This is a genomic window from Phyllobacterium sp. SB3 (assembly GCF_040009165.1).
Classification (GTDB): Bacteria; Pseudomonadota; Alphaproteobacteria; order Rhizobiales; family Rhizobiaceae; genus Phyllobacterium.
Map to the genome: position 1 here is coordinate 1,197,333 of NZ_JBDYKI010000001.1, position 15,630 is coordinate 1,212,962.

The 15,630-nt window shown below is 53.9% G+C and carries 17 protein-coding genes; 8 read left to right on the forward strand and 9 right to left on the reverse strand.

All coding sequences use genetic code 11. The features are described 5' to 3' along the window. Both rbfA and truB read left to right on the forward strand, forming a co-directional pair. Positions 1-459: a 30S ribosome-binding factor RbfA gene (gene rbfA / locus ABKW30_RS05845; RefSeq protein ID WP_348597354.1), complete on the forward strand. Its 459-nt coding sequence runs from the start codon at positions 1-3 to the stop codon at positions 457-459. Next, a complete protein-coding gene (gene truB / locus ABKW30_RS05850; protein ID WP_348597356.1) occupies positions 460-1,431 on the forward strand; it encodes a tRNA pseudouridine(55) synthase TruB in 972 nt (323 codons plus the stop codon). Here the strand turns inward: truB and ABKW30_RS05855 are convergent. Then, positions 1,428-1,775, reverse strand: a complete 348-nt coding sequence (locus ABKW30_RS05855; protein ID WP_348597357.1) for a gamma-glutamylcyclotransferase family protein — start codon at positions 1,773-1,775, stop codon at positions 1,428-1,430. The two genes, truB and ABKW30_RS05855, sit on opposite strands and share 4 nt — an antisense overlap. A gap of 152 nt (positions 1,776-1,927) precedes the next feature. Between ABKW30_RS05855 and rpsO the strand changes: the two genes are divergently transcribed. From rpsO to ABKW30_RS05870, 3 genes are all read left to right on the forward strand, one after another. Continuing rightward, positions 1,928-2,281, forward strand: coding sequence for a 30S ribosomal protein S15 (gene rpsO / locus ABKW30_RS05860; RefSeq protein WP_348225792.1), 354 nt, complete (start codon positions 1,928-1,930; stop codon positions 2,279-2,281). Between the two features lie 217 nt (positions 2,282-2,498). After that, the gene (pnp, locus tag ABKW30_RS05865; protein WP_348597359.1) at positions 2,499-4,640 is read left to right on the forward strand and encodes a polyribonucleotide nucleotidyltransferase; all 2,142 of its coding nucleotides are present in this window, start codon (positions 2,499-2,501) and stop codon (positions 4,638-4,640) included. Between the two features lie 81 nt (positions 4,641-4,721). Continuing rightward, entirely contained in the window at positions 4,722-5,738 is a 1,017-nt protein-coding gene (locus ABKW30_RS05870) for a class I SAM-dependent methyltransferase (protein ID WP_348597361.1), read from the forward strand. 229 nt (positions 5,739-5,967) lie between these two features. Here the strand turns inward: ABKW30_RS05870 and ABKW30_RS05875 are convergent, their stop codons facing one another. The 4 genes from ABKW30_RS05875 to fabA all read right to left on the reverse strand — a co-directional run bounded on the left by ABKW30_RS05875 (position 5,968) and on the right by fabA (position 9,018). Then, positions 5,968-6,324: a hypothetical protein gene (locus tag ABKW30_RS05875; RefSeq protein ID WP_348597363.1), complete on the reverse strand. Its 357-nt coding sequence runs from the start codon at positions 6,322-6,324 to the stop codon at positions 5,968-5,970. A gap of 104 nt (positions 6,325-6,428) precedes the next feature. Beyond that, positions 6,429-7,244 (reverse strand): enoyl-ACP reductase FabI, encoded by an 816-nt coding sequence (fabI, locus tag ABKW30_RS05880; RefSeq protein ID WP_348597365.1) that lies wholly within the window; start codon positions 7,242-7,244, stop codon positions 6,429-6,431. A 2-nt stretch (positions 7,245-7,246) separates the two neighbouring features. After that, the gene (gene fabB, locus ABKW30_RS05885; protein WP_348597367.1) at positions 7,247-8,473 is read right to left on the reverse strand and encodes a beta-ketoacyl-ACP synthase I; all 1,227 of its coding nucleotides are present in this window, start codon (positions 8,471-8,473) and stop codon (positions 7,247-7,249) included. Positions 8,474-8,502: 29 nt separating this feature from the next. Next, positions 8,503-9,018 (reverse strand): 3-hydroxyacyl-[acyl-carrier-protein] dehydratase FabA, encoded by a 516-nt coding sequence (gene fabA, locus ABKW30_RS05890; RefSeq protein WP_008122449.1) that lies wholly within the window; start codon positions 9,016-9,018, stop codon positions 8,503-8,505. Between the two features lie 309 nt (positions 9,019-9,327). Here fabA and irrA point away from each other — a divergent pair, with 309 nt between their 5' ends. Both irrA and ABKW30_RS05900 read left to right on the forward strand, forming a co-directional pair. Then, the gene (gene irrA / locus ABKW30_RS05895) at positions 9,328-9,759 is read left to right on the forward strand and encodes an iron response transcriptional regulator IrrA (RefSeq protein ID WP_348597369.1); all 432 of its coding nucleotides are present in this window, start codon (positions 9,328-9,330) and stop codon (positions 9,757-9,759) included. A gap of 681 nt (positions 9,760-10,440) precedes the next feature. Continuing rightward, on the forward strand, positions 10,441-11,184 hold the full coding sequence (locus ABKW30_RS05900) for an alpha/beta hydrolase (RefSeq protein WP_348597371.1): 744 nt from the start codon (positions 10,441-10,443) through the stop codon (positions 11,182-11,184). On the opposite strand, the gene ABKW30_RS05905 is transcribed toward ABKW30_RS05900, so the two are convergent. Further along, on the reverse strand, positions 11,181-11,663 hold the full coding sequence (locus ABKW30_RS05905) for an SH3 domain-containing protein (RefSeq protein WP_348597633.1): 483 nt from the start codon (positions 11,661-11,663) through the stop codon (positions 11,181-11,183). The genes ABKW30_RS05900 and ABKW30_RS05905 overlap by 4 nt on opposite strands. A 265-nt stretch (positions 11,664-11,928) precedes the next feature. Between ABKW30_RS05905 and ABKW30_RS05910 the strand changes: the two genes are divergently transcribed. Further along, positions 11,929-12,930, forward strand: a complete 1,002-nt coding sequence (locus tag ABKW30_RS05910; RefSeq protein WP_348597635.1) for a D-glycerate dehydrogenase — start codon at positions 11,929-11,931, stop codon at positions 12,928-12,930. Between the two features lie 172 nt (positions 12,931-13,102). Here ABKW30_RS05910 and ABKW30_RS05915 read toward each other — a convergent pair whose 3' ends face one another. The 3 genes from ABKW30_RS05915 to ABKW30_RS05925 are packed head-to-tail and all read right to left on the reverse strand — an operon-like array spanning position 13,103 to position 15,529. Continuing rightward, positions 13,103-13,507, reverse strand: a complete 405-nt coding sequence (locus ABKW30_RS05915; RefSeq protein ID WP_348597373.1) for a DUF126 domain-containing protein — start codon at positions 13,505-13,507, stop codon at positions 13,103-13,105. Then, positions 13,504-14,760, reverse strand: a complete 1,257-nt coding sequence (locus ABKW30_RS05920) for an aconitase X catalytic domain-containing protein (protein WP_348597374.1) — start codon at positions 14,758-14,760, stop codon at positions 13,504-13,506. Before ABKW30_RS05920 ends, ABKW30_RS05915 begins: the two co-directional genes overlap by 4 nt. Beyond that, entirely contained in the window at positions 14,750-15,529 is a 780-nt protein-coding gene (locus ABKW30_RS05925) for a molybdopterin-synthase adenylyltransferase MoeB (protein ID WP_348597376.1), read from the reverse strand. Before ABKW30_RS05925 ends, ABKW30_RS05920 begins: the two co-directional genes overlap by 11 nt. Positions 15,530-15,630 lie beyond the last annotated feature (101 nt).

Below are 15,630 nucleotides of genomic sequence, written 5' to 3' on the forward strand. Positions count from 1 at the left end.
ATGGCACGTTCTGCTACCAAATCAGGTCCAAACCAACGCCAATTGCGCGTCAGCGAACAGGTGCGTCATGCGGTGTCGCAAGTTTTGCAGCGTGGGGACATACGCGATGATCAACTTGAGAATGCTGTTATTGCGATCTCCGAAGTGCGTATGTCTCCTGACTTTAAGATCGCCACCTGTTTCGTTTCGCCTGTTGGCGCCACAGATAGCGAGGCAGTTGTCAGCGCACTGAACAAACATGCCAGATTTATTCGGGGCCGTGCTGGTGTCCATCTTAAGTCTATGAAACATATGCCGGAATTTCGATTTCGTATTGATGCAAGCTTCGATAATTATGCGAAAATTGATGCTTTGTTACGCAAGCCGGAAGTTGCTCGCGACCTCACCGACGATGACAACGACGATGATGATGGCGGCGATCCAAATCCGGGCGATGTGCCAGGACATGGCGATAATTAAATGGCAAGGCAGCGCAAGAAAAAGGGCCGTCCGGTTTCCGGCTGGCTGATCTTCGACAAGCCTAAAGGCATGGGGTCAACGGAGGCAGTCTCGAAGATCAAATGGCTGTTCAAGGCCGAGAAAGCCGGTCACGCCGGCACGCTTGATCCTTTGGCCTCGGGCATGTTGCCAATCGCCTTGGGCGAAGCAACAAAAACAGTTCCCTATGTGATGGACGGCACAAAGATCTATCGCTTTACTGTGACTTGGGGTGCGGAGCGCACAACCGATGATCTGGAAGGCGAAGTGAGCGCGACCTCAGACAATCGTCCGGATGAAGCGGCCATCAAAGGCTTGTTGTCTAAATATACTGGCGTCATTCAGCAAACCCCGCCAAAATTCTCCGCCATCAAGATTGCGGGTGAGCGCGCGTACGATCTTGCTCGCGGCGGTGAAGAGGTCGAAATACCTTCACGCGAAGTCGAGATTGATCGCCTTGAACTTATTGAACGCCCGGATGCCTCAACAGCTATTTTTGAGGTTGAGTGCGGCAAGGGTACTTATGTTCGCTCGTTAGCGCGAGACATGGGGCGTGATTTGGGTTGTTACGGTCACATAGCGGATCTTCGTCGCATTGAAGTTGCTCCGTTCGATGAAACTGATTTTGTCACGCTGGAGGAGTTGGAGGCAGCTCATCCGCCGGTGCCGACGGAAGAAACCAGCGATGAAGGTTCTTATGAACGTCTTTCCGAGCGTTTCTCAGTTATGGACGCTTTCCTTATCGATACCGGTGCTGCGTTGGAAAGCTTGCCACAGGTTGCGATATCTGACGATCAGGCGCACCGGATTCGTATGGGTAACCCGATTGTCCTAAGGGGGCGTGATGCGCCGGTTGAGGCCGCCGAAGCTTGTGTAACCGCCAAAGGTAAAGTCCTTGCCATCGGGTTCATCGAGAACGGCCAATTCAATCCGAAACGCGTGTTTACCAACTAGGCTTTCACATAAACCCAAGCATTGACGCCTGATTTCAGGCGGACCTCTATTCGCTTGTAATCAGAAACTTCGTATGCGTCTGCCGCTGCGAGTTCACGTTCGGTAATCTGGAACACCGTTCCTTCCACCTCATCAGCGGGGTTGCTGCTTGGCCCAACGATGGGATGAAAATTGCTACCGCTCGCCTTGATTACATCAGGGTCGGTGATTTCGACCATAGAGCGACTGAAACCGGGAATGGTATCCTTGGCACCAATAAGCAATCTACCGAAGGATGATAGTTGAACGCTCTCCAGTTGGAGAGTCCCGTAAGAGAACAGATTGATTGTCGCGTTATCGTTCATAATGAGGGTTCTTTAGGTAAGACGAAGGTATTTAAAGTTTTTCTAGCATTGGTCCCAAATTGGCAACTGAGAAAATGGGCCTTCGCGGCTAAGAATCATTTGCGGCTGGTAATTCGTCACGATTTCGACTATACGGCCCCAAGCTTCAGGCTTTGCCTGTCGCTTTAACTGGCCCCCGCTGGACGACATCCCGGCCGTGGGCATCCTGTTTTCCTCTTCAAAAGAAAGGATATACGATGTCGATAACCGCTGAACGCAAGCAGGCAGTGATCACTGAATATGCAACGAAGCCAGGCGATACCGGTTCTCCGGAAGTCCAGGTTGCCGTTCTGACAGAGCGCATTGTCAATTTGACCGAACATTTCAAGGACCACAAGAAGGATAACCATTCCCGTCGTGGTCTTCTCAAGCTCGTCTCGACGCGCCGCAGCCTTCTTGATTATCTCAAGAAGATTGATCAGAGCCGCTACCAGACGCTGATCGAAAAGCTCGGCCTGCGCCGCTAATAACGGATTGAAACCGGCGGCGGCGTTAATGTCCCGCCGGTTTCTGCTCATCCTCTAAAGGGATGAAGAATACCCATGTGACAGGTCATGGGGCAGGATTGCTGGCAACTCGGAATGCGAGTTGCAAATTGTCTTGCCCGTGATTGGTCGAAACGAAACGGAAGAAAGATGCTGCTATCCAAAGGGAAGCGCGTTTTTCTCCACTCAAGGACAAGATATGTTTAATCAACACAAAGTTGAAATCGAATGGGGCGGCCGTCCGCTCATTCTGGAAACCGGCAAGATTGCCCGTCAGGCAGATGGCGCAGTTCTGGCCACTTACGGTGAGACGGTAGTTCTAGCCACAGTTGTTTCCGCAAAGTCACCAAAGCCAGGTCAGGATTTTTTCCCTCTGACTGTAAACTATCAGGAAAAAACCTATGCAGCCGGCAAGATCCCCGGTGGTTACTTCAAGCGCGAAGGCCGGCCGAGCGAGAACGAAACGCTGGTTTCGCGCCTGATCGACCGCCCGATCCGCCCATTATTTGCCGATGGCTATAAGAACGACACACAGGTTGTTCTGACTGTTATCCAGCACGATCTCGAAAACAACCCGGACATCATTTCGCTCATCGGCGCTTCCGCCGCTCTGACGCTTTCCGGCGTTCCGTTTATGGGCCCGATTGGCGGCGCTCGCGTTGGTTACATCAACGGCGAATACCGTTTGAACCCGACTGTCGATGAAATGCCTGAATCGAGCCTCGATCTGGTTGTTGCCGGTACTGGCGACGCTGTTCTGATGGTTGAATCGGAAGCCAAGGAATTGGCTGAGGACGTTATGCTCGGCGCTGTCATGTTCGGTCATCGCAGCTTCCAGCCGGTAATCGAGGCGATGATCAAGCTTGCTGAAGTTGCTGCAAAAGAGCCACGCGATTTCCAGGCAGACGATGTTTCGGCTGCTGAAGCAGCTGTTCTCAAGGTTGCCGAAACTGATCTCCGCGATGCTTACAAGATCACTGACAAAGCACAACGCTATATTGCGATTGATGCTGCCAAGGCTAAGGTCAAGGCGCATTTCTTCCCGGAAGGCGTTGAAGAACCAGAGTTCTCGGCAGAAGAAATCGCAACTGTATTCAAGTCCGTTCAGGCGAAAATCGTTCGCTGGAACATTCTCGATACAGGCAGCCGTATCGATGGCCGTGACCTTTCGACGGTTCGCCCCATCGTTTCGGAAGTTGGCCTTCTGCCACGTACGCACGGTTCGGCTCTGTTCACCCGCGGTGAAACACAGGCTATCGTTGTTGCTACGCTTGGTACAGGCGAAGACGAGCAATATGTCGACTCGCTGACCGGCATGTACAAAGAAACCTTCATGCTTCACTACAATTTCCCGCCCTATTCGGTCGGTGAAACAGGTCGCATGGGTTCGCCCGGCCGTCGTGAAATCGGTCACGGCAAGCTTGCATGGCGCGCTATCCACCCGGTTCTGCCTGCCAAGGAACAGTTCCCTTACACGCTCCGCACGGTTTCCGAAATCACGGAATCCAACGGTTCGTCGTCAATGGCAACAGTCTGCGGCACGTCTCTAGCCCTTATGGATGCTGGTGTTCCGCTGCTTCGCCCGGTTGCGGGTATTGCGATGGGCCTGATCCTCGAAGGCGAAAAGTTCGCTGTTCTTTCCGATATCCTCGGCGACGAAGATCACCTCGGCGACATGGACTTCAAGGTAGCCGGTTCCGAGAATGGTATCACTGCCCTGCAGATGGATATCAAGATCGACGGCATCACTGAAGAGATCATGAAGGTTGCTTTGGCTCAGGCCAAAGACGGCCGCCTGCACATCCTCGGGGAAATGGCGAAAGCCATTACCGAAGGCCGTTCGGAACTTGGCGAATTTGCACCACGCATCGAAGTCATGAGCATTCCGACCGACAAAATCCGTGACGTTATCGGTTCAGGCGGCAAGGTCATTCGCGAGATCGTCGAAAAGACAGGTGCGAAGATCAACATTGAAGACGATGGTACAGTCAAGATTGCATCGTCCTCTGCCAAGGAAATCGAAGCTGCCCGCAAGTGGATCCACTCGATTGTTGCGGAACCTGAAGTAGGCGAAATCTATGAAGGCACAGTTGTAAAGACTGCTGACTTCGGCGCGTTCGTAAACTTCTTTGGTCCACGCGACGGTCTGGTTCACATCTCGCAGCTTGCTTCGGATCGTGTCGCCAAGACTTCGGATGTAGTCAAGGAAGGCCAGAAGGTCTGGGTCAAGCTCATGGGCTTTGATGAGCGTGGCAAGGTTCGCCTGTCGATGAAGGTTGTCGATCAGGAAACCGGCAAAGAAATCGTTCAGGAAAAGAAGGCTCAGGAAGACGCTGAGTAATCTTCTGACCATGCAATAATAAAAGCGCGTCCCTGTGGCGCGCTTTTTTCTTGATATAACCATCTATAGACGGACTTTGTAATGGCCAACGGCGCTCTCCAAACACTGTTTCTGCCTTTTGAAGATGAGATACTGCCCGTGCCCAATAAAGGCGCGGCGTGGTTGTTTCTCGGCGCTGAAACGGATCGTGCTATTGGAGATGAGTGGAAGTCTATCCTGACTTGCCTGCAGCCATTCAAGCCGGATTATCTGGCTTTGCAGAAGGCAGGTTTTACTGCGGTCCCAAGGTTACAGGAAAATGCCGAGTTTGACGGTGCACTGATCTTGCTTGGCAAACATCGTGGCCGCAATGAAGGCTGGCTGGCGCAGGCGCTTAACCAGGTAAAGGCTGGCGGTAGAATAGTCGTTTGCGGCAATAAGAAACTGGGTGTGGATAGCTTTCGTAAAACTGTTTCGAACCTCACGAGCATAGAAGACAGGCTGTCAAAAAATCATGCAGTGGCATTCTGGTTTATTCGCTCAAACGAAATAAATAAAGAGGATATTCAAAGGCTTACGCCCAAGGACACGCGGGTTGAAAGCCGCTTCAACACTGCGCCGGGCATGTTCTCTCATGCGGCAATCGACAATGGCTCTGCGATGCTGATCAAGCATTTCGCAGGACGTATCAGCGGCCATGTCGCAGACTTCGGAGCGGGGTGGGGTTATCTCGCCAGCGAAGTATTGAAGCATCCGGAAAAGCTGAAGTCGCTTGATCTTTATGAGGCCGATTTCGAAGCGCTGGAAGCTGCAAAAACCAATATTGATGGCGGTCAAACGCCCGTCAAATTCCATTGGCATGATGTAAATAGCGAAGCAATTACAGAGATTTACGATACAATCGTTATGAACCCGCCGTTCCATGCAGGACGCAGCGCCGACCCGACAATGGGGCAGGGTTTCATTGCTGCGGCTGCAAAGCGGATGAAGCCCGGCGGCAGGCTTTTGCTCGTTGCCAATCGGCAAATGCCCTATGAGGCAGGATTGAAATCACTGTTCAAGCAGGTCACGCCGATTGAAGACAACGCCGGCTACAAAGTTATTGAGGCGAAGAAGTAAATTCTACCACGCACAACCATTTTACAGCCTGGGATAGCGAATTTGCTGGAAATTTGGCCAGATTTTCTCTGAAAATGTCTCGTTTCTCTGCAATGTGAATTCATATCGAGTGAAAACGTGTCTAAGGCTCCAAAAATGCGGGAGATTATTCTTTGCCGTCGTCAGACTTGTTCATTTCTTCCAAATGTCGACATGAGACGACGTCTAAGAATAAAATATCAAGCGAAAATTAGCCGCCTATTGAGCGTCGTCTCATACCCGCCAGTCGGGTTTCCTCGATAGCCGCCTCACTTAACCATGTAGTTGATTTCAAGTTTTCGGCAATCAGTTCAATGATGGCGGAACGAAGTCCCTTACGCCACTCATCACTCGTATAGAGTGCATCTTGCGAGGCATCCAGATGTTCAAGATTGTCATAGGCGCGAATGAGAAAATAGGCATCGGGATGATGTTCGGACTGTCCGTGATCAACTATGTCCATCCTGAAAGATTCATGCAGGGGCAAGCTTTGCTCCTGCACAAGGCGATGAAATTCCGCGCCTGTACCAGGTTTCAACCTGTAAATAAGAGTTTCGACGAGGCGCATGAGATATCCCGATACTTTCACGAAAAGGAATATCCATCCGCAGCAAAAACCACGCGGAGACAAGCCACGTTTAGCATGATTGCTGTCAGCTCTGGCAGGAGTGACTATTCTTTACCGTCGTCCGATTTTTTCAGCTCTTCCAATGTCGGCATCGAGACGATGTTGTAGCCGGAATCCACATAGTGGATTTCGCCGGTAACGCCGCTTGAAAGATCAGACAGGAGATAGAGCGCCGACCGGCCGACATCTCCAATATCGACAGTGCGGCGCAAAGGTGCATTACGCTGCTGATACGAGAACATGGCACGAGCATCGCCGATGCCGGCACCCGCCAAAGTCCGCACAGGACCCGCGGAGATCGCATTGACGCGAATACCTTCCGGACCGTAATCGGCAGCCAGATAACGTACCATGGCTTCAAGCGCCGCCTTGGCAACACCCATGACATTGTAGTTGGGCATGACGCGCGTTGAGCCGCCATAGGTGAGCGTGAGGATAGAGCCGCCTTCCTTCATCAGTTTTGAAGCGCGCTGCGCGACCTCTGTGAAAGAGTAGGCGGAGATGACCATGGTTCGCGAGAAATTATCCCGGGTCGTCACGTCCGCATAGCGGCCCTTTAACTGCGACTTGTCGGAAAAGCCGATGGCATGAACGATAAAATCGATCGTGCCCCATTCCTTTTCAAGAGTTTCGAAAACCGCATCGACCGTAGCGATATCTTCGACATCGCACGGGAGCAGAAGCTTGGAACCCAGCTGTTCAGCCAAAGGCGCAACGCGCTTGCCAAAAGCATCCCCCTGATAGGTGAAGGCAAGCTCGGCACCATTGTCGGAAAGCTCCTTGGCAATGCCCCAGGCAATGGAATGGCTGTTCGCGACTCCCATGATGAGACCGCGCTTGCCCTTCATCAGATCACCCATTTTTATCCCTCGTAGCGCTGGAATACCAGCGACGCATTCGTTCCGCCAAATCCGAAGGAATTGGTCAGGACGGTGTTTAGTTTCACATTGTCGATCCGCCTGCGGACGATTGGCATATCTTCGAATGCCGGGTCCAGTTCTTCGATATTGGCGCTTTCGGCAATGAAATCATTGTTAAGCATCAGCAGTGAATAGATCGACTCATGCACACCCGTCGCACCCTGCGAGTGGCCGGTGAGTGACTTGGTGGCGGAAATTGGCGGGCACTCATTGCCGGAGCCGAAAACTTCGCGAATGGCCTCGATTTCTTTCAGATCGCCAACAGGCGTGGAAGTCGCATGCGGATTGATGTAGTCGACCTTGCCTTTGACGTTGGCAATGGCCATGCGCATACAGCGGGCCGCACCTTCACCACTTGGTGCAACCATATCGGCACCGTCTGATGTCACGCCATAGCCCACCAGTTCGCCGTAAATCTTGGCACCGCGAGCTTTGGCATGTTCCAGCTCTTCAAGTACGAGAACACCGGCTCCCCCGGAGATAACGAAACCATCACGATTCTTGTCGTAAGCACGGGAGGCCACGGAAGGCCGGTCGTTGAACTTTGAGGACATTGCGCCCATGCCGTCAAACAGCACGGAGAGCGTCCAGTCGAGATCCTCGCAGCCCCCGGCAAACATCATGTCCTGTTTGCCGTACTGGATCATCTCATAGGCATTGCCGACGCAATGATTGGAAGTGGCGCAGGCCGAAGAGATGGAATAATTGACGCCTTTGATCTTGAACCATGTGGCGAGTGTTGCCGATGCGGTCGAAGACATGGCTTTCGGCACAGCAAATGGTCCGACCTTCTTGCTGGAGCCGGATTCGATGGTCTTTTCCGAGGCTTCGACAATGGTTCGTGTGGATGAGCCGCCCGAACCCATTATAATGCCGGTACGTTCGTTGGAGATGTGGCTTTCGTCGAGGCCGGCATCGGCAATCGCCTGATCCATGGCAACATGGTTCCATGCCGTGCCACCTCCGTGGAAGCGCATGGCGCGCCGATCAACCAGCGTTGACGGGTCGAGCGTTGGCGCACCCTTTACCTGGCTGCGAAAACCATGGGCTGCATATTCTTCTGCGAAGACGATGCCTGATTTCGCTGCGCGCAGGGATTCGAGAACCTCCTGCACATTATTGCCGATAGAGGACACAATACCCATGCCCGTCACAACCACTCGCCGCATCGCGATCTCCTTGAAGGTATTGCGTAGGCTTACGCCGCGCTTTCCTTGAATAGGCCAACCCGCAGGTCGGTTGCCTTGTAGATAGTCTCGCCATCGACCTTTAGCCAGCCATCAGCAATGCCAAGAACCAGACGGCCGCGCATTACGCGCTTGAAATCAATGCCATACTCGACAAGTTTATTTTTTGGCGTGACCATTCCGGTGAATTTCACTTCGCCTGTGGAAAGCGCGCGGCCCTTGCCGGGTTCCCCCAGCCAGCCGAGATAAAAGCCCGTCAATTGCCACATAGCATCGAGGCCGAGACAGCCCGGCATGACGGGATCGCCGATGAAATGGCAGGGGAAGAACCAGAGATCAGGTTTGATATCGAATTCGGCGCGGATATAGCCCTTGCCGTTTTCGCCACCCGTCTCAGAAATCTCGGTAATGCGGTCGAACATCAGCATGGGTGGTGCTGGTAATTGGGCATTGCCCTGACCGAACATCTCTCCACGGGCACAGGCTAGAAGCTCTTCATAGCCGTAGCTTGATTTCTGTTCTGGCATTCTTTCTCCCATCGGTAACTTCCAAATCTTGCGCTTGGGACGCATGACGTCCAGACGTGCAGGACCCTATCACAGAGTATTTCCGCCTGAAAACGCTTCCTAGAGCAAACCACGCGCAAATGGAACCCTTGCTTTCATCGGAAACAGTGCGAAACTTACGCAGCCGATCCATTGGCAAAGCTCATACTATCGGCGTATTTGCTGCCTATTGATCGATTTCGCAAGACGGCATATATGAATGATGTAGCACGCCGGATAAAAATCTGTTGTGTGACTTTGGATATCAGTTAACGGAGTGGCATAAGCGCCATGCATATTTCTTATGAAATCGACGCAGACGTCCCTTTGCAGGAGCGGTTGCGCTTTGCTGGTCTACGGCCTACCCGTCAACGTATCGCGCTGGCAAACCTGATTTTCTCCAAAGGTGACCGCCATCTTTCAGCCGAAGAACTGCACGAGGAAGCGCTTGGCGCTGATGTGCCGGTTTCTTTGGCGACAGTTTATAATACGCTTCATCAATTCACTCAGGCGGGAATGCTGCGCATTCTGGCCGTAGAGGGTGCAAAGACTTATTTCGATACCAATACCTCTGACCATCATCACTTTTTCGTTGAAGGTGAAAATGAGGTCATCGATATTCCGGATGGCTCTTCAATGGTTGGTCATCTGCCGCCGGTTCCGGAAGGTATGGAAATCGTCAACGTCGATATCATCATCCGCCTGCGCAAAAAGCGCGGTTGATTGATTTCTTCAACGTAAAGTCAACCCTGAATATTGACAAAATGGCATGTCACGCCTACCCTTAGGGAGCGTCATGGAAAGTGCTTCCTGAATGAAGGAACCGCACCTGCCGCCTGCCCAGGAGGGGCCCATCGTGGCACCGTTAGTGACTTGAAGCAGGGGTTCGGTAAAGTGCCGACGCTTATTATTTGGGCTACCTGCGGGTAGCCTTTTTTATTTTGTAGTGTTCAATGTCCAGCCCGACGGATATGGGGAAATTCAGCTTCAAAGACTTTCGTTCTTTCGGCGTAGATTAAGCTCCGGCAGAACGCGTCAAAGAACCCGTGCCGCAAACCGTCTGGAAGACTTGTTCCCTTTGGTTCTCCTAATATCCCGTATGTCCGTTTAAAGTTTTTAATCAATCGGGTAGCTTCATTTGAATCGATAAGAACTGCCGTTACCAGAAAATACTTCTTTATCGGTACCACCGCTCTCGTCACAGAGTATCTGCATTAGAGCTTCTCGTTGGGAGGTGAGAACAGGTTGCAAATTATCGCCCGTTCCGGGTTGAAAAGTTATTGAAGTTAATGAGTAAAGTTAGCCGTGCTTTATATTTACAAGTGGTATGAACACGCTTCCGGATTACTGGCAAGTCCCTTACTCTCTACAGCAAGATTCTTTACTGCAATGGAGGCTGTTTTTATGAAGCAGATTTATTCGCGGGTGGGCATGGTGTTCTCGCTTGTTCTCGCTCTTACGGCCACGTATTCGTCTTTGGCCTCAGCCCAAACCCCGGTCGCAGTGCGGGGCGGCGAAACAATCTCCATTGACGACGTGAACAACATTCTCATTCGGAAACCGGATGCGAAAGCCAGTCTCATCCTTTTGACTGGTGGCAATGGCAAGCTTGATGTCGGGCCGGACGCCAAGTTCAGCAGCGGCAGCGACAATGTACTCATCCGTAACCGTGATGCCTTTGCCGGGAATGGCTTCAATGTGCTGCTGGTTGAAAGCGGCACCAGTCTGACTGCAGCTGTCAAGGCGATGGCCAAGATCAAGCGTCCGGTCACAGTGGTAGGCACCAGCGCAGGAACGCAGCGTGCGGCGCAGGGACTGGTGGAAGGTGCCAAGCCTGACAGGCTGGTTCTCACATCCGGTTTCCTTAGCAGGGGATCAGGACCATCGACCAACATGATGACAATTCTGCCCTATGCGGAGCTATTGCCGCCGACCTTGGTGATTCACCATCGCGACGACACCTGCCGATTTACCAAAGCGGGCGGGGTCGATCCATTTCTTGCATGGGCAGAGGGCAGGGCGAGGGTGGTCTGGTTAAGTGGTGGTATAACGGAAAATAATCCCTGTAACTCAAGAGCGCATCATGGCTTCAATGGGCAGGATGCGGAACTTGTATCGAAAATAGTGGAGTTTGCGGGCAGGCCTTAATCCTCAAACTTTTCGCCCGGATAGGCACCCCATATATCGGTCTGGCGCATCCAGCCGCTTGCGCCGCCAAAGACCACGCGGCAGAAATCGCCATTACAGTTTTTCAGCGTACCCAGAACGCCCGGCTGAACCTTGGCGACAACAGGTGTCTTGTCATCTGCCTTGGAAAAGACATTGAGCATGATGCCGTCCTTGTCCTTTTGCCAAGGTGCCGTCATGCCCGTGCGTTTGCCGGAAAGCAGCGACTGGTAAACCCAGCCCTCGGTGCCTTCCGAATCGCGAATGCGCCGCCAGTTGTCATATTCCTGTACGATCTCAACAGGCAGGCCGGATTTGAGAAACAGCCATGTCACCGCATAATCGCGTCCGGGCCCCACGCGCAGATTGACGCGCCCGGGCTTCAGGCTGACAAAACGCGGCAGGGGCAGTCCGCTCGGTCCGATCTGCCCCGCAGCTACGGCGCCTGCAAGGCTCGGCATTCCCAATGGGATAACGGTTATGAGTGCTGCCGCAAAGCTTGCGGCGATAGCGAAAAGGCGGAGTTTCTTAAAGTTCAACAATATTGGTCCTTCATCATTCAGCACTTGCGGCGGTCAATTTCCGTCCGATTTGTGAACGATCCTTGTTTTTCTTTGTCTTCTGTCCGCACCCTTGATAGACAAGTATCCGAGCGGCTAGTTAGCAAAGGCAGTTTGCTATGGTTTGGTTAAAGAGCTCTCAATATTGCAGGCGAAAGGGAGGGGAATATTGGTGAGCAAGAAGCCTCTGGTCGTGATTACCCGCAAATTGCCGGATTCAATCGAGACGCGCATGCGCGAACTTTTCGAGGCGAGGCTCAATGTAGATGACCGGCGGCTGACCAAGGCGGAACTTATAGAGGCTGTGTCGCAGGCCAATGTTCTCGTTCCTACAGTCACCGACCGCATCGATGAAGAGATCATCAAGGCAGCGGGTCCGAACCTCAAGCTGATCGCAAATTTCGGCAATGGCACTGATAATATCGACGTTGTTGCCGCCGCAGCCCACGGCATTACCGTTACGAATACTCCCAATGTGCTGACCGAAGACACTGCCGACATGACGTTGGCGCTGATGCTGGCGATGCCGCGCCGTCTGGTCGAGGGCGCTTCTATCCTGCTCGATGACGGCAAATGGGAAGGCTGGGGGCCGACTTGGATGCTTGGCCGCCGTATCTGGGGCAAGCGCCTTGGCATTGTCGGCATGGGCCGTATCGGTACTGCCGTCGCGCGCCGCGCCAAGGCCTTCGGCCTGTCGATCCATTACCATAACCGCAAGCCGGTAAGCCCGAAAACCGAAGAAGAGCTGGAGGCGACCTATTGGGAAAGCCTCGACCAGATGCTTGCCCGCATGGACATCATATCGGTCAACTGCCCCTCGACACCGGCTACGTTCCATTTGCTCTCCGCGCGGCGCATTGCGCTGATGCAACCAACAGCGTTTATCGTTAACACCGCACGCGGTCAGATCATCGATGAACAGGCCCTGATCGATCAGTTGGATCAGGGCAAGTTGTCAGGTGCTGCGCTTGACGTGTTCGAGCACGAGCCCGCCGTGAACTCCAAGCTGCGCAAGCTCGCCAAGGCGGGCAAGGTGGTGATCCTGCCGCATATGGGTTCCGCCACGCTGGAAGGCCGTATCGACATGGGCGAGAAAGTCATTATCAACATCCGCACCTTTATCGATGGGCATAGGCCGCCGGACCGGGTGTTGCCGCGGGAACGGTGAGAATCCATTTAGATTTGGCAAGCCTGTTTTGCGTGGTTCGACGGGGCTCACCATGAGGAAGATGGGTGTTTGGCAACAGCCAAGATTTCCAATCGCCGCGATTATAGATGCAATCAACCCACCTCCCTCATGGTGAGCCCCGTCGAACCACGCGAAACGTTGATGCTGGTATCTAGCTAACGCTAATCGAACCGTCGCTGCCAATAAGAAGCTGCCGCTCAATTAATCCCGCAAACTCCCCGCGATCCAACCGCAAAGCCATTGGGGTTGCGTGGCCCATTTCCTGCGCGACGATCAGGCCAAGTAGAAGTATCGCGTCGGGTTCATGCAGGATAATCGCAGCAGGTGCGAGATTGGCAGAAACAAGTTCAAGCAGCACTGCTGCCGCCGAAGACGAGCCAATTGTGCCCGGCAGGCAAAGCACCTTGCCCGTGATCGAAACGCCGTGCTGCGGGTGGCGCACATCGGCGATCAGCCCGGTTTTCGGGTTTACTCCGCCCCAAAAGCTGATTGGCGCTGTCAGCACCAGTGCTTCCGCCCGAGTTGCCTGACCCTCGACGAGAATTTCCGCTTTCATGCCGCCGCACCAAAGACCGGTTTTGCCAGTACGGCACTTTCGACGCATTCGGCCATTGAGCCGTAAATGACGCCGTAGCCGGTGTTGCCGGGTGCATAATGCGCGAACTTGCCCGAATTGGTCATCAGCACCGCGCCTTCGATATCAGGAAGGATCGGCGTGACCACAACGCAGGTATCGGCAACAATAATGACGCCCGACGACTCCAGCGATTGACGGCGGCCATTGCCCTCCAGTGCCGCGAGAGCGTGGCGCCCGGTGCAGGCATAGAGCGGTATCTTGAGTTTGCGCCCGGCAATGAGATTTTCCAGCCGGTCGAATTCCACAGCGGAAAGATGCGGACTGCCAATAGCCACTGCATCAATGCGCTTCATGTCTTGTGCGGTTGAAAGACGGCGGCGCGAATCCACGACCATTTCATCCGTGACCTTGATCGTAACGTCAGGTGCCTGATGATGCAGGGCTGTTGCGAGGTCCGGCGCTTCCGGCGTTACGCCAGCCACATGGAACAGCCCAACGGCCCCTGCCGAAGCAGAGGCGGCCCCGAACGCTTTCAAGACATCTTCGCCGGGGTGAACGTCGATCCCGATAACCACGCCGACCGCATCGCCAATCTCGCGGCCAAACAGGCTGCCGATGATTGGCCAGGCAACCTCCGAGCGCAAGAATGCAGGATCAAGTCCGGATACATCGAATACCACCGTGGCACGGCGATTTTCCGGGCGATGGAAGCCGTAATAGGGTGCAAAACCAGCAATGGCGCAAGCAATGTCTAAGAAATCGCCATAGCGATTGGTGCGCGCGCCAAGCACCGAGTTACAGAACACAACGGCATTGGATTCGCCCCATGCGACATCGCTTCCGAGGGCAGGGCGATGACCTGCTTGATAGGGCGCGCAAGTCCAACTCGGTTCGCAGCCAAGCGTACGATAGGCATCCATCATCCGCCGTGCCATATCGCGTTCGTGGGGAGGCAGTCGGTTTTTGGAACAGCCCATAAGATCGAGCGAGCCGACATTCAGCGTGGCGCGTACGGCAACTTTAGCTCCGCCTTCAACCAGCTTTTCGGCAAAGAGCGTGCCGCTATCGCCATGGTAGAGCGCGCCGTCAATATGCGCAGAGGCAATCGGGATAAGCGAAGGCGCACCCATCAGCCGTGCTGTGGCCGCGACGATGCGCATGGCCATGGCAGCACCCTCGCCGAGCGATCCGCTGGCAATGGCCTGTTGCCCGGCAGAAAGCTCAAGCGCCATCGGATTTCCGGGCCTTGTATTTGATTGTTTCGAAACGTGAGGTCAGCGCATCGTAAAGCAGGAGCTTACCGATCAGCGGCTCGCCAATGCCGGTGATGAGCTTGATGACTTCTGTTGCCTGCAACGTGCCGATGACGCCCGGCAAAACGCCCAGAACGCCTGCCTCGGCGCAGGCCGGAACAAGCCCCGGCGGAGGTGGAGTGGGGAATAAGTCCCGGTAGGAGGGATTTGAACCCCCGGTTTCGTTCGTGGCGTAGGGCATGAGCGTGGTCAGTGACCCATCGAACCGTCCGAGCGCTGCCGAAACCAGCGGACGCTTTTGCTCATAACAGGTATCGGCGAGCAGATAACGCGTATCGAAATTGTCAGAGCCGTCAACAACAATATCGTAGCGGCTGATGAGATCGGCGGCATTGTCCGGCGCGATGCGCATATCGTGTACTTCGGCAATGACGTGAGGGTTGATTGCGGCAATGGCGCGGGCAGCGCTTTCCCCCTTGGGTGAGCCGACAAGCTCGGTCGAATGGATGATCTGTCGCTGCAGATTTGACAGGGAAACACGGTCATCATCGACAATGCCGAGCGTGCCAACACCCGCAGCCGCCAGGTATTGCAGGACCGGCGCACCCAGGCCGCCAGCGCCGATAACCAGAACGCGCGCACGCTTCAGCTTTTGCTGGCCCGGACCGCCAATCTCGCCAAGAATGATATGGCGGGCATAACGTTCAACTTCGGATGAGGAAAGGGCGGTGTCGGGCTGTTCGGTCATGCCGTTACTCTAAGGGATGATGAACCCGAAACCAATGGTGGTGATTGATCTCTCCATTGAGGGAAGGACACGACCAACCATGAGAACGTTGTGCTGATTGC

Bases quoted from the DNA above. Each gene is read 5' to 3' on its own strand.
- ABKW30_RS05875 (WP_348597363.1), bottom strand. From the start codon at position 6,324: ATGCGCCTCGTCGAAACTCTTATTTACAGGTTGAAACCTGGTACAGGC.
- ABKW30_RS05905 (WP_348597633.1), bottom strand. From the start codon at position 11,663: ATGCCGAGCCTTGCAGGCGCCGTAGCTGCGGGGCAGATCGGACCGAGC.
- ABKW30_RS05855 (WP_348597357.1), bottom strand. From the start codon at position 1,775: ATGAACGATAACGCGACAATCAATCTGTTCTCTTACGGGACTCTCCAA.
- ABKW30_RS05915 (WP_348597373.1), bottom strand. From the start codon at position 13,507: ATGAAAGCGGAAATTCTCGTCGAGGGTCAGGCAACTCGGGCGGAAGCA.
- ABKW30_RS05920 (WP_348597374.1), bottom strand. From the start codon at position 14,760: ATGGCGCTTGAGCTTTCTGCCGGGCAACAGGCCATTGCCAGCGGATCG.
- truB (WP_348597356.1), top strand. From the start codon at position 460: ATGGCAAGGCAGCGCAAGAAAAAGGGCCGTCCGGTTTCCGGCTGGCTG.
- irrA (WP_348597369.1), top strand. From the start codon at position 9,328: ATGCATATTTCTTATGAAATCGACGCAGACGTCCCTTTGCAGGAGCGG.
- ABKW30_RS05900 (WP_348597371.1), top strand. From the start codon at position 10,441: ATGAAGCAGATTTATTCGCGGGTGGGCATGGTGTTCTCGCTTGTTCTC.
- ABKW30_RS05870 (WP_348597361.1), top strand. From the start codon at position 4,722: ATGGCCAACGGCGCTCTCCAAACACTGTTTCTGCCTTTTGAAGATGAG.
- fabA (WP_008122449.1), bottom strand. From the start codon at position 9,018: ATGCCAGAACAGAAATCAAGCTACGGCTATGAAGAGCTTCTAGCCTGT.
- pnp (WP_348597359.1), top strand. From the start codon at position 2,499: ATGTTTAATCAACACAAAGTTGAAATCGAATGGGGCGGCCGTCCGCTC.
- fabI (WP_348597365.1), bottom strand. From the start codon at position 7,244: ATGGGTGATCTGATGAAGGGCAAGCGCGGTCTCATCATGGGAGTCGCG.
- ABKW30_RS05925 (WP_348597376.1), bottom strand. From the start codon at position 15,529: ATGACCGAACAGCCCGACACCGCCCTTTCCTCATCCGAAGTTGAACGT.
- rbfA (WP_348597354.1), top strand. From the start codon at position 1: ATGGCACGTTCTGCTACCAAATCAGGTCCAAACCAACGCCAATTGCGC.
- fabB (WP_348597367.1), bottom strand. From the start codon at position 8,473: ATGCGGCGAGTGGTTGTGACGGGCATGGGTATTGTGTCCTCTATCGGC.